The organism is Mesorhizobium shangrilense, assembly GCF_040537815.1.
GTDB lineage: Bacteria > Pseudomonadota > Alphaproteobacteria > Rhizobiales > Rhizobiaceae > Mesorhizobium > Mesorhizobium shangrilense.
This window is the reverse complement of the sequence record NZ_JBEWSZ010000001.1, coordinates 621,328-634,081: the sequence shown is the minus strand read 5'-3', so window position 1 is coordinate 634,081 and position 12,754 is coordinate 621,328. Positions and strand designations below refer to the sequence as shown.

The 12,754-nt window shown below is 62.3% G+C and carries 13 protein-coding genes; 2 read left to right on the top strand and 11 right to left on the bottom strand.

Annotated features, from left to right (window positions below; all coding sequences use genetic code 11):
- Nucleotides 1–190: 190 nt before the first annotated feature.
- Nucleotides 191–1,474, bottom strand: coding sequence for a cystathionine gamma-synthase family protein (locus ABVQ20_RS03375; RefSeq protein WP_354458080.1), 1,284 nt, complete (start codon nt 1,472–1,474; stop codon nt 191–193).
- A gap of 135 nt (nt 1,475–1,609) precedes the next feature.
- Here ABVQ20_RS03375 and ABVQ20_RS03370 point away from each other — a divergent pair, with 135 nt between their 5' ends.
- Entirely contained in the window at nt 1,610–2,068 is a 459-nt protein-coding gene (locus ABVQ20_RS03370; protein WP_354458079.1) for an Lrp/AsnC family transcriptional regulator, read from the top strand.
- Nucleotides 2,069–2,118: 50 nt separating this feature from the next.
- Here the strand turns inward: ABVQ20_RS03370 and ABVQ20_RS03365 are convergent, their stop codons facing one another.
- The 4 genes from ABVQ20_RS03365 to ABVQ20_RS03350 form a co-directional block, all read right to left on the bottom strand.
- A complete protein-coding gene (locus ABVQ20_RS03365) occupies nt 2,119–3,090 on the bottom strand; it encodes an ABC transporter substrate-binding protein (protein WP_354458078.1) in 972 nt (323 codons plus the stop codon).
- Nucleotides 3,091–3,130: 40 nt separating this feature from the next.
- Nucleotides 3,131–4,276, bottom strand: a complete 1,146-nt coding sequence (locus ABVQ20_RS03360) for an ABC transporter permease (RefSeq protein WP_354458077.1) — start codon at nt 4,274–4,276, stop codon at nt 3,131–3,133.
- On the bottom strand, nt 4,273–5,151 hold the full coding sequence (locus ABVQ20_RS03355; RefSeq protein WP_354458076.1) for an ABC transporter permease: 879 nt from the start codon (nt 5,149–5,151) through the stop codon (nt 4,273–4,275). Before ABVQ20_RS03355 ends, ABVQ20_RS03360 begins: the two co-directional genes overlap by 4 nt.
- Before the next feature lie 382 nt (nt 5,152–5,533).
- Complete coding sequence (locus tag ABVQ20_RS03350) at nt 5,534–6,325, bottom strand: ABC transporter ATP-binding protein (RefSeq protein WP_354458075.1); 792 nt, start codon at nt 6,323–6,325, stop codon at nt 5,534–5,536.
- 130 nt (nt 6,326–6,455) lie between these two features.
- Here ABVQ20_RS03350 and ABVQ20_RS03345 point away from each other — a divergent pair, with 130 nt between their 5' ends.
- Nucleotides 6,456–6,860 carry a cupin domain-containing protein gene (locus ABVQ20_RS03345; RefSeq protein WP_354458074.1) on the top strand — a complete coding sequence of 135 codons (405 nt, stop codon included), beginning with the start codon at nt 6,456–6,458 and terminating at the stop codon, nt 6,858–6,860.
- 29 nt (nt 6,861–6,889) lie between these two features.
- Here the strand turns inward: ABVQ20_RS03345 and ABVQ20_RS03340 are convergent, their stop codons facing one another.
- The 6 genes from ABVQ20_RS03340 to aptA all read right to left on the bottom strand — a co-directional run bounded on the left by ABVQ20_RS03340 (nt 6,890) and on the right by aptA (nt 12,615).
- The gene (locus ABVQ20_RS03340) at nt 6,890–7,267 is read right to left on the bottom strand and encodes a hypothetical protein (protein ID WP_354458073.1); all 378 of its coding nucleotides are present in this window, start codon (nt 7,265–7,267) and stop codon (nt 6,890–6,892) included.
- 2 nt (nt 7,268–7,269) lie between these two features.
- Nucleotides 7,270–8,721 (bottom strand): dihydropyrimidinase, encoded by a 1,452-nt coding sequence (hydA, locus tag ABVQ20_RS03335; protein WP_354458072.1) that lies wholly within the window; start codon nt 8,719–8,721, stop codon nt 7,270–7,272.
- 73 nt (nt 8,722–8,794) lie between these two features.
- Nucleotides 8,795–9,268: a hypothetical protein gene (locus ABVQ20_RS03330; RefSeq protein ID WP_354458071.1), complete on the bottom strand. Its 474-nt coding sequence runs from the start codon at nt 9,266–9,268 to the stop codon at nt 8,795–8,797.
- Between the two features lie 205 nt (nt 9,269–9,473).
- Nucleotides 9,474–10,724 (bottom strand): Zn-dependent hydrolase, encoded by a 1,251-nt coding sequence (locus tag ABVQ20_RS03325; protein WP_354458070.1) that lies wholly within the window; start codon nt 10,722–10,724, stop codon nt 9,474–9,476.
- A gap of 3 nt (nt 10,725–10,727) precedes the next feature.
- Complete coding sequence (locus ABVQ20_RS03320; RefSeq protein WP_354458069.1) at nt 10,728–11,174, bottom strand: endonuclease domain-containing protein; 447 nt, start codon at nt 11,172–11,174, stop codon at nt 10,728–10,730.
- Nucleotides 11,175–11,286: 112 nt separating this feature from the next.
- Nucleotides 11,287–12,615 carry an omega-aminotransferase AptA gene (gene aptA / locus ABVQ20_RS03315; protein ID WP_354458068.1) on the bottom strand — a complete coding sequence of 443 codons (1,329 nt, stop codon included), beginning with the start codon at nt 12,613–12,615 and terminating at the stop codon, nt 11,287–11,289.
- Between the last annotated feature and the right edge of the window lie 139 nt (nt 12,616–12,754).

Sequence of the window (12,754 nt, the reverse complement as noted above, 5' to 3'; positions counted from 1 at the left end):
TCCTCGCGGCCCCCAGCGCGTGGATGCACCAGCACAACGGACGGATGGCCTAAAGTATCCCTCGGGGACACGCTTTTTTGATTCCGGATGAAAAAGGGGCGGGTAACCCGCCCCTTTCCGGTTCCCGTCAACGCCGGCTGAGTACGCCAGCCTGTCGGGCCGATGCCTTCTGATCCGCGAAAGGCAATGCTTAGACAGCAGCCAGCGCCTGTGTCAGGTCGGCGATCAGATCATCCGGATGCTCGACGCCGATCGACAGCCTCACCGTGGTCTCCAGCACGCCGATGCGCTGGCGCACGTCGAAGGGGATGCCCGAATGGGTCATGGCCGCCGGATGACTGGCCAGGGATTCCGTGCCGCCGAGGCTCACCGCCAGCTTGAAGATCTGCAGGGCGTTCAGGAAGGCGAAAGCCGCCTTCTGGCCGCCCCTGATATCGAAGGAGAATGTCGAGCCGGCGCCGCTGCACTGCCGGAGATAGACCCGGCCTGCCTGCGTATCCTCGCCCAGGAACGGCAGGTAATGCACCTTCTCCACCTTGGCATGGTCGCGCAGGAATTCGGCGACCATTCGCGCGTTGTCGTTGGCCCGCTCCATGCGGATCGACAGCGTCTCCAGCGAGCGGCCGAGCATCCAGCAGGAATGCGGGTCGAGCTGCGTGCCGATCGCGCCGCGCAGCGCCTTGATCGGCTTGGTGACCGCCTTGCTGCCCATCACGGCGCCCGCGATCAGGTCGGAATGGCCGCCGACATATTTGGTCAGCGAATAGACGGAAATATCGGCGCCATGTTCGATAGGCCTCTGGAAGACAGGGCCGAGCAGTGTGTTGTCGCAGGCGATGATCGGCGTCATCCCTTGGCTCGCGCCGATCTCGTCGGCGATCTTGCGCATCAGCGCGATATCGACCAGGCTGTTGGTCGGGTTTGACGGTGTCTCGATCAGGATGACCGACACACGGCCCTTTGCGGTCGCCGCATCGGCCGCCGCGCGCACCGCCGTCTCGTCGACACCATCCGCGAAGCCGACAGCGCCGATGCCGAAGCCGGCAAGCGTGCGCGTCAACAGCGTCTCGGTGCCGCCATAGAGCGGCTGCGAATGCAGGATGACATCGCCGGGGCGAGCATAGGCAAGCAGTGTCGTGGCGATCGCCGACATGCCGGACGAAAACAGGATGCAGGCATCCGTGCCCTCATAGATGGCCAGCCGGTCCTCGACGATCTCGCTGTTGGGATGGTTGAAGCGCGAATAGACCAGGCCTGACGCCGTGCCGCTCGGCGGTTCCTTGCGCCCGGACGTGTAATCGAAGAAGTCACGTCCCTCCTCCGCCGACTTGAACACGAAGGTCGATGTCAAAAATACCGGCGGCTTGACGGCGCCCTCCGACAGTTGCGGGTCGAAACCATAACTCAGCATCAGCGTCTCCGGATGGAGCTTGTGGTTGCCGATATGGGTTTTCGAAGGGCGCGGCGCGGTCATGGTTTTTCCTGCTTTTGAAGGAGTGGTTCTCGTGGCTTGTGGGCAGCAATTTATGCGATCCCCATCCCGCAGTCCTTGCTATTTTTGGACCGGCATGGCTGCACTATCGCAATGAATTGCCTGGGGAGACCAAAAGTGCAGCAGAAAATGGCTGATGATTTCGACCGAAAGATCCTCCACGAATTGCGTGCCGACGCGCGCATCACCAACAACGAGCTTGCCGAGCGCATCGGCCTGTCGCCGTCGCCCTGCCTGAGGCGCGTGCGGCGGCTGGAGGAAACCGGAATTATCAGGGGTTACACCACGCTGGTCGATCCCGCCGTCTTCGGCTGGACCATGGTCGCCATCGCCACCATCCGGCTCAGCCGCCAGAACGAGGACGAGATCGTCATGTTCGAGGATGCGATCCGCGGCTGGGACGAAGTGCTTGAGTGCCACCTCGTCACGGGCTCGCGCGATTATGTGCTGAAGGTGGTGACGGGTGGCCTCGACCAGTACGAGCGCTTCATCAAGGAAAAGATCGCGCGGCTGAAATGCGTCGCTTCCATCGAGACCAGCTTCGTCATGAACACCATAAAGGAACGGCGCCTCTGACATGTTGCCAGAGGCGCCGTTCTCAGGATCGAGATGAAGCTTAAATAGGCTTACTTGATCGCCTTGTCGGTGATCGCGGTCGTGTAGGCGCCGGTCGGCTCCTTGGTGATGATCTTCTGGTCGAGCAGCGCCTTGGCGGTGCGCTCGTAGGTCGCCGGATCGAGCTTGCCGTCGGCATTGTCGATAAGCTTGGCGACTTCGCTCATCATGCGCTTCTGGTGGTTCTCGTCCTGGCCGCCGCCGTCCATGACGATGCTTGCCGCCTCGTCATTATGGTCGACGGCATATTTCCAGCCTTTCATCGAGGCGCGCACGAAACGCACCATCTTGTCCTCGAAGGCCGGATCCTTGAGCTTGTCCTGCGACGCGTAGAGCCCGTCCTCGAGCAGGTCGTTGCCCATGGCCGAGTAGTTGAACACGGTCAGCTGTTCCGGCTTGTAGCCGGCGTCGATGAGCTGCCAATACTCGTTGTAGGTCATGACCGAGATGCAATCCGCCTGCTTCTGGATCAGCGGCTGCACGTCGAAGCTCTGCTTCAGCACGGTCACGCCGTCCTTGCCGCCATCGGTCTTGAGGCCAAGCTTGTTCATCCAGGCGTAGAACGGATACTCGTTGCCGAAGAACCAGACGCCCAGCGTGTGGCCCTTGAAGTCGGCTTCGGTCTTGATCGGGCCGTCCTTCGGGCAGACCAGCTCCATACCGGCCTTCTTGAATGGCTGGGCGATGTTGACCAGCGGCACGCCCTTTTCGCGCGCGGCCAGCGCGCCGCCCATCCAGTCGACGATGACGTCGGCGCCGCCGCCGGCGATCACCTGCTCCGGAGCGATATCCGGGCCGCCCGGCTTGATGTCGACATCGAGGCCCTCGGCGTCATAGAAACCCTTGGCCTTGGCAACATAGTAGCCGGCAAACTGGGCCTGCGTGACCCATTTCAGCTGCAACGTCACCTTGTCGGCGGCCATTGCCTGGAACGCGGCAAGCGACATTGCGCCGGCCACAATCGGAATAATCAGCTTTTTCATTTTTTTACCCTCTGAAGTTAGCACCCTGAACCCACCGCCCCTATCCACCACGGACAGAGGGATGCCAAAACGTGACGGCTCTTTCGGCAAGAGCGACCACGCCATAAAAGACCGAACCCGCAAGTGCTGCAACCGCGATTTCGGCCCAGACCATGTCGATGTTCATCCGCCCGACCTCGGTCGAGATCCGGAAGCCCATGCCGACGACCGGCGTGCCGAAGAACTCCGCGACGATGGCGCCGATCAGCGCCAGCGTCGAATTGATCTTCAGCGCGTTGAAGATGAAGGGAGCGGCCGCCGGCAGCCGCAGCTTCAGTAGCGTCTGCCAGTAGTTCGACGCATAGGTGCGCATCAGGTCGCGCTCCATATGGCCGGAAGCAGAGAGACCCGCGACCGTGTTCACCAGCATCGGGAAGAAGGTCATGATGATGACCACCGCCGCCTTGGACTGCCAGTCGAAGCCGAACCACATGACCATGATGGGCGCGACGCCGATGATCGGCAGCGCCGAGACCATGTTGCCTATCGGCAGCAGCCCGCGCCGCAGGAACGGCACGCGATCGGCGAGTACAGCGGTGATGAAGCCGGCGCCGCTGCCCACCACATAGCCGAAGATCACCGCCTTGAAGATGGTCTGCCGGACATCGGCGCCGAGTATCGGCAGCGAGTTGGCGATACGCACGCTAATGGCGCTTGGCGGCGGCAGCAGGATGAAGGGAATGCCAGCGCCCCGCGTTACCGCCTCCCATATGATCAGGATCCAGGCGCCGAAAATGGCGGGGATGATCAGGCGCAGCGCGGTCCGAGCCCCGCTCGCCATCGGGCGAAGTCCCGACAGCACGGCGACGCAGCGCCAGCCGAGCAGCCAGGCGGCGGCGAGCAGCAGGAAGAACGGTGCCCGCGCCAGGCCTTCGAAGCCGGCGATCAACAGCCACGCCACCAGATGCGCGCCAATGAAAAGCACCACAGCTTCGAAAATGGGGGGTATTCGGGCCATCGAGATCAACGCCGCGAGAAGCAGTGCGCCGAAGATCAGCCAGGTCGTCGTCGCATAGGGATACATCAACGTCCCCGCGGCCTGCGCCAGCGGATCCACTTTTGGTGCGGCGATCGCGCCAAGCGTCACCGCCACTAGGCACAGCACAATGGCCAGCGCCGCTTGCCAGGAGGGTTTCAGCCGGTTCATGCCGGCCTCCCGCCCATGGCGCGGTCGACGATGCGGCCGGCAATGCCGACCACCATGACCAGCAGCGCGGCCACGATCGAACCGGCGACCAAGGCCGACCAGATGTCGATGGACTGGCTGTAATAGGCGCCTGCCAGAAGCTTGGCACCGATGCCGGCGACGGCACCCGTCGGCAATTCGCCGACGATTGCGCCTACCAGGCTTGCCGCCACCGCCACCTTCATCGAGGTGAACAGGAACGGCACAGAGGCCGGCACGCGCAACTTCCAGAAGGTCTGCGTGCGGCTGGCATTGTAGGTGTGCATCAGGTCGAGATGCATGATCTCGGGCGAGCGCAGGCCCTTCACCATGCCCACGGTCACCGGGAAGAACGACAGATAGGTCGAGATCATCGCCTTCGGGATCAGGCCGGTGATGCCGATCGCCGCCAGCACGACGATGATCATCGGCGCCACCGCCAGGATCGGAATGGTCTGCGAGGCGATGATCCACGGCATCAGGCTGCGGTCGAGCGTCGCCACATGCACGATGCCGACAGCGATGATGATGCCGAGCGCGGTGCCGAAGGCAAAGCCGAGCAGCGTCGACGACAGTGTCACCCAGGCGTTGTAGACCAGGCTGCGGTTCGAGGTGACGGGCCGCAGGAAGGTGTTTTCGAAGAAATTCACCGCCACCTGATGCGGTGCCGGCAGCGTCGGCTTCGGCTGTGACAGCGTCTTGCCGATGAGTTCGCTGAATGTGGACGTCTCATTGGCACGGCGGTCGAGATCGCGCTGGAATGGCGCGTTAAGGATGACGGCGAAGACGTACCAGAGCACGACCACGCCCGCGAGGATGGAGGTCACAGGGATGAGCTTGTCGCGGAAGGTGTCCATCTAGTGCTCCCCTTCTCCTCTCCCCGCCGGGGAGAGGGTGGCCGGAGCGAAGCGAAGGTCGAGCGCCTTCCTCTTCGTCATCCTAGGGCGAAGCAGGCACGAAGCGGCCTGCGTGGAAGGAGCGGCCAACCACGCCTTCGTCATCCTAGGGCGAAGCAAGGAGCGAAGCGACGCGGCGCAGACCCTAGGATCCATGCCATTACCTGCCCGCTCCGCAGCGGTGCGGAATACGGCTCCCTGCGCCTCGCTTTGCTTGGCGGGTATTCTCAGCCGTTTGCGCCCTTCGGCCGACGTCACGGCATGGATCCTAGGGTCTGCACTCCGCTTCGCGTCGCTCCGCCCTAGGATGACGAACGCGTGGGGCGCTCGCTGGTCAGGGCGCTCAATCATCATAGCTGTGCCCTGCCCTCAACCCATCGCGCACCCGCGCGGCGATCGCCAAAAACTCCGGCGTCTCGCGGATATCGAGCGGCCGTTCCTTGGGTAGCGTGGACTCGATGATGTCGCTGACGCGCCCCGGGCGTGGCGACATGACGACGATGCGCGTCGACAGGTACACGGCTTCGGGAATGGAATGGGTGACGAAGCAGATCGTCTTGTTTGTCCGCCCCCACAGTTCCAGCAATTGCTCGTTGAGGTGGTCGCGTACGATCTCGTCCAGCGCGCCGAACGGCTCGTCCATCAACAAGAGGTCTGCGTCGAAGGCCAGCGCGCGGGCGATCGAGGCGCGCTGCTGCATGCCGCCGGAAAGCTGCCAGGGGTATTTCTTCTCGAAGCCGGAGAGGTTGACGAGGTCGAGCGTGCGCTTGATGCGCTCCGCCTGATCCGCCTTGGACAGGCCCATGATCTCCAGCGGCAGCCCGACATTGCGCTCGATCGTGCGCCAAGGAAACAGCGCGGCGGCCTGGAAGACATAGCCGTAGGCGCGTTTCTCGCGCGCCTGTTCAGGCGTCATGCCGTTGACCGAAATGGTGCCCGAAGTCGGCTTCTCCAGATCGGCGATGACGCGCAGCAAGGTGGTCTTGCCGCAGCCGGACGGGCCGATGAAGGAGACGAACTCACCCTTGCCGATGGTCAGGTCGACATTGGACAGCGCCTGCACGGGGCCGTCATTGGTCTGGAAGGTGAGGCCAAGTTTGCTTGCCGAAACGACGGCTGGCGAGGTCCCTGTCATCGGCTGCGGCCTGCCTGTTCCCACCGCTGCGGCGCCGGCTGGAATCCGATTGCTTTTATCGCGATGTTGTTTTCCACTCGCCCCGTCCCATTGGTCTTGTCCCACTCGATCGACGCCCGGAGTTTCCCCGATGTCGCCTAAACCGACTTGTCATCTTATCCGCCCTGAAAGCACTTATGAAGGCAAGCAGGGTTTGACCTATTTCGCTGGCATCGCCGCCGAAACCGTCGGCGCCTCCGGCATCTGCATGCACATGCTGACCATGCCGCCCGGCGCCCGCGCCAAGGCCCATATGCATGAGAGCCACGAAACGGCGATCTACGTGCTCTCCGGCGAAGTCCATACCTGGTATGGCGACCGGCTCGAGCATCATATCGTCGTGAAGGCCGGCGACCTCTTCTACATTCCGGCCGGCGTGCCGCATCTGCCGGCCAATCTGAGCGGCGCCCCCTCTTCGGCGGTCATTGCCCGCACCGATCCCAACGAACAGGAAAGCGTCGTCCTGCTGCCGGAGCTCGATGCCCTGGTCGCATGAAGCTTGCGGGGGTGGGCAGAGCCTCCCCGTCATCGGCACCGGGAGACTTCGCCCATCACATTGCCGTCCTCGTCGACGATTACGAGCCCTTTGGCGCTCTTGGCGCTTTGCTTGATGGTGAACTGGGTGGCCTGCTGGCCGTCCTCGCCTTCCGCCTGGCATTCGGCCTTCACCACCAGCGAGCCGTCGGCCTGCGCCTTCTTGTCGCCAAAGGTGCAGGCGCTGGCCGCTGTGATCAGTTCCTTGTCGGTCAACAGCAGCATGTCCTCGGCATAGACTTCCTGGCCATTCTTGTTGACGCAGCCGGACTTGTTGCCAAAGGGCTTGGACAGGTCGATGCCGGCGGCCAAGGCCTGCCCGGCGGTCAGCATCGCGGTCGCCGCGACGGCAAGATGAAGAGCCCGCATGCTCAGACTCCAGTGGCCGGAATGCCCGTCCGCTCCACCTTGCGCGGCGCGGTGATCTCCTTCCAGGTCGACAGCGCCCGGTTGACCGCCGCGTTCGGCTCGCGGCCGACGAATTCGCCATGGCCGGGCTTGGCCTTGACCTCGGCCTCCTGGATCGACAGTTCGCCGCGCGAGAACACAAAGCGAGGCAGGCCGGTCACCTCGACGCCCTCGAAGACGTTGTAGTCGATCACCGATTGCTGCTTGCCAGCCGAAATGGTCTTTTTGCGTCTTGGATCCCAGACGACGATGTCGGCATCCGCGCCTTCGACGATGGCGCCTTTCTTCGGATACATGTTGAGTATCTTAGCGATATTGGTCGAGGTCACCGCGACGAATTCGTTCATCGTCAGCCGCCCGGTATTGACGCCCTTGGTCCACAGAACCGGCATGCGGTCCTCGAGCCCGCCGGTACCGTTGGGGATCTTGGTGAAATCACCGACGCCAAAGCGCTTCTGCTTGGTGGTGAACGCGCAGTGGTCGGTCGCCACCACCTGAAGCGATCCAGCCTGCAGGCCGGCCCACAGCGAATCCTGATGCAATTTGTTGCGGAAGGGCGGGCTCATCACACGGCGCGCCGCATGATCCCAATCCTTGTCGAAGTATTCACTCTCATCCAGCGTCAGATGCTGGATCAGCGGCTCGCCGAACACGCGCATACCCTTCTGGCGCGCCCGGCGGATGGCCTCGTGGCTCTGCTCGCAGGAGACATGCACGACATAGAGCGGCACGCCGGCCATGTCGGCGATCATGATGGCGCGATTTGTGGCCTCGCCCTCCACTTCCGGTGGACGCGAATAGGCGTGGCCTTCGGGGCCGTTGTTGCCGGCGGCAAGCAGTTTCTGCGAAAGCGCCGCGACCACGTCGCCATTCTCGGCATGCACCAGCGGCAGCGCGCCGAGGTCGGCGCAGCGCTGGAACGACGCATACATCTCGTCGTCATCCACCATCAGCGCGCCCTTGTAGGCCATGAAGTGCTTGAACGAGGTAATGCCCTTGTCGACGACATCAGCCATCTCGTCGAACACCTGCTTGCCCCACCAGGTGATCGCCATGTGGAAGGAATAGTCGCAGGCAGCCTTCGAGGTCTTGTTATCCCACATCTGCAGGGCCTCCAACAGCGACTGCTGCGGCGCCGGCAGGCAGAAATCGACGACCATCGTGGTACCACCGGCAAGCGCTGCGCGCGTGCCGGATTCGAAATCATCGGCAGAATAGGTGCCCATGAACGGCATTTCGAGATGGGTGTGCGGATCAATGCCGCCCGGCATCACATAGCAGCCGGTGGCGTCGAACTCATGGTCGCCATGCAGGTCGGAACCGATGGCGACAATCTTGCCGTGGCTGAACAGAACGTCGGCCTTCCAGCTGCGGTCTGCGGTGACAACCGTGCCGTTCTTGATGACTTTGGTCATTTTCTTGTTCCCTTGTGCTGTCGCGCTTCTTGCGAGCGCTTGCTCGATTTAGATCAGGTACGGCGTTGCGGCTTCATCCAACTGTCGCCGCCAAAGCTCGCCCCTTTTTCGACAGAGCATAGTCATGTGCCAAGTCGAAGAAGCTGATCGATCTGATGCGCCCCTGGGCATCAGGCCTAGCGACGTTGATGGAAACACCCTTCGCAAAATTGCCGGTCAGAAAAGATATTGCTTCGTCATATTTCTCCTCGTCCAACAAGGACAAAACCCTCGTCGTCGACAGCATTCCGACCGAGTCCTTCTCTGCCTTTGTTTCCAAGATCGTCGAGAACGGTTTCAATGGCAGTTCGTGCAAGGTCGACGACCTCTCGGAAGTTGCAAATTGCACAAAATCAACTGCCATCTGTTCCGGAGCCCCGCATTCAACGATTTTCTCCGCAAAGGTTGGCGGTTTACAAGTAAATGCACCCCACTTCCTGAATGACAAAGGCTCCGCCTCGTTACCCTGTGCCCCTATGATCTTCCATAGCAGTAGATCCAGTGTCATCGGCTTGGCCTGCAGAAGAAACTGTAGCCTACGCGTAGGCCAAAGTAGGATGCATTCCGCGCAGATGAACCACGGTCCATCCCTTCTCGAAATCGAACTCCAATACTTCTGCCACCCTTTTCCCTTCATCGCCGGCCGCAACCCGGCCTCCCAGGCTTTTCCGTACGCCTTGCGCTGCCGATCGTCTTCCCGGACGCCCACAGATTCACTCCACGATGACAGCTGTCTCCACCACAGCATGGAACAGCACGTCGGCGCCGGCCGAGGCCCATTCCTTGGTGATCTCCTCGGCCTCGTTGTGCGACAACCCATCAACGCAGGGGCACATCACCATCGCGGTGGGCGCAACGCGGTTGATCCAGCAGGCATCATGGCCGGCGCCGGACACGATGTTGCGATGGGAATAGCCGAGCCGGTCGGCGGCATCGCGGATTGCCTTGACGCAGCCCTTGTCAAAGGTGACCGGGTCGAAAGCGCCGACCTGCTCGATCGCATATTTGATATCGAGCGCATCGCAGATCGTGTCGATGCCTTCGCGGATGCGGCCGTCCATCGCGTCGAGCACTTCCTTTTCCGGAGAGCGGATGTCGATGGTGAAGACGGTGCGCCCGGCGATGATGTTGCGCGAGTTCGGATAGACCTCCATATGACCGACCGCGCCGACGGCGTCAGGCTGGTAGTCCATGGCGATCTCGTGCACCAACTCGATCACGCGGGCCATGCCGAGCCCGGCGTTCCGGCGCTTGGGCATTGGCGTCGAGCCGGTATGCGCTTCCTTGCCGGTCAGCGTCACCTGCAGCCATTTCAAGCCCTGGCCGTGGGTGACGACGCCAATGTCGATGTCTTCATCCTCAAGGATCGGCCCCTGCTCGATATGCAGTTCGAAGAAGGCGTGAATCTTGCGATCACCGACCTTCTCGGTGCCTTTCCAGCCGATGCGCTCCAGTTCCTCGCCGAATTTTTTGCCGTTCTTGTCCGTGTGCTGGTAGACATCGGCCTGGTCGAGCACGCCGGCGAACACGCCTGACGCCATCATCGCCGGAGCGAAGCGCGAGCCTTCCTCGTTCGTCCAGTTGGTGACGACGATCGGATACCTGGTCTTGATGCCGAGATCATTGAGCGAGCGCACCACCTCAAGCCCGCCGAGAACGCCGAGCACGCCGTCATATTTGCCACCCGTCGGCTGGGTGTCGAGATGGCTGCCGACATAGACCGGCGGCAGGCTGGGATCGGTGCCTTCGCGGCGGGCAAACATCGTGCCCATCTCGTCGAGGCCCATTTCGAGCCCGGCCGCCTCGCACCAGCGCTTGAACAGATGCCGGCCCTCGCCGTCCTCGTCGGTCACGGTCTGGCGATTGTTGCCGCCGGCAATGCCGGGGCCAATCTTCGCCATCTCCATCAGCGAATCCCACAAACGGTCTGAATTGATTCGCAGATTCTCGCCGGGTGCGGCCATGCTCTAAAACCTCATCGATTGCGGGTCGCCGGCGTCCCCCTCCCCCTCGAGGGGAGGGTGGCCGCGAAGCGGTCGGGTGGGGTCGTCGACCGTGCGCTCGACCTTCCCCTTGACCACCTGCGCGACATGCCAAGCGTTGTTTATGACATCGGGCTCGTCAACACGAAAGATGTCAAACCCGAGTGAGCGCAGATAGGCATCACGAACGGCATCGTGCCGCTTGGCCTTCTCGTATTCGTGCAGATCGCCATCGACCTCAACGATCAGCTTCACCGCCAGGCAAGCGAAGTCGACGATGTAAGGCCCAATCGGGCACTGGCGGCGAAACTTGATGCCGGCTGATTTCAGCTCCCGCAGTTCATACCACAGAAGGGATTCGCCCTTGGTCGCGTGAACTCGAAGCGCGCGCGCCTTCTGGCGCATTTCGAAGCTCACGCGGGTACGGGGCATCAGGAGCGGCCTCGCAGCAAAAGATCAGGTCGGCGCACTGCCGCACCGACCCCACCCGACCGCTTCGCGGCCACCCTCCCCTCAAGGGGGAGGGATATCCGCGCCCAGTCCTTCAATCGATCGACCTCAGCACATCCCGCACATGGTCGATCAGTTCGTTGATCTGGCCCTTGGTGATGATCAGCGGCGGCGACAGCGCGATGATGTCGCCGGTGGTGCGGATCAGCGCGCCGCGTTCGAACGCCTTGAGGAAGGCCGAGAAGGCCCGCTTGGTCGGCTCACCTGCGATCGGCGCCAACTCGATCGCGCCGATCAGGCCGATGTTGCGGATATCGATGACATGCGGCTCGCCCTTCAGCGAATGCAGCGCGTCTTCCCAATACGGCCCCAACTCCTCGCCGCGGGTCAGCAGGCCCTCTTCCTTGTAGGTGTCGAGCGTGCCCAATGCGGCAGCGCAGGCGATCGGGTTGCCCGAATAGGTGTAGCCGTGGAAGAACTCGATCATATGCTCCGGGCCGGTCATGAAGGCATCGTGGATTTCCTTCTTCACGAACACCGCCCCCATCGGGATGACGCCGTTGGAGACGCCCTTGGCAGTCGTCATGATGTCGGGCGTGACGCCGAAATAATCGGCCGCGAACGGCGTGCCGAGGCGGCCGAAACCGGTGATGACCTCGTCGAAGATCAGCAGGATGCCGTGCTTGGTGCAGATTTCGCGAAGCTTCTGCAGGTAGCCCTTGGGCGGCAGGATGACGCCGGTGGAGCCGGCGACGGGCTCGACGATAACGGCGGCGATGGTCGAGGCGTCATGCAGGGTGACGATGCGCTCCAGCTCGTTGGCGAGTTCCGCGCCATATTCCGGCACACCCTTCGAGAAGGCGTTCTTTTCCGGCAGATGCGTGTGCGGCATGTGGTCGACGCCGCCGAGCAGCGTGCCGAACATCTTGCGGTTGCTGACGATGCCGCCGACCGAGATGCCGCCGAAATTGACGCCGTGATAGCCACGCTCGCGGCCGATCAGGCGGGTGCGCGCGCCCTCGCCCCTCACGCGGTGATAGGCGATCGCCATCTTCAGCGCGGTTTCCACCGATTCCGAACCGGAATTGGTAAAGAAGACGTGATCCATGCCCTTCGGCGCCAAGTCGACCAGGCGGTTGGCCAGTTCGAACACGATCGGGTGTCCCATCTGGAAGGCCGGCGCATAGTCGAGCTCGGCGGCCTGATGCTGGATCGCCTCGGTGATCTTCGGCCGGCAGTGGCCGGCATTGACGCACCACAGGCCCGCGGTGCCGTCGAGAACCTTGCGGCCGTCGCTCGTCGTGTAATGCATGTCCTTGGCGGACACCATCATGCGCGGCGCCTGCTTGAACTGCCGGTTTGCCGTGAACGGCATCCAGAATGCACTAAGATCGTTCGGCGTGACTTTCAGCCGGTTGGACATGACCAAGACTTCCCCTTGTAACCTGTTTCGGTGCGGCCAACGCTTGGTCTTTGTTGCGTTTTCGTGCTACGCAAATTTTTGACCGGTTGGACAAACGTTAGCACCGCCATGTCGGCGGTCAAGGGATTACTAGCGGAAA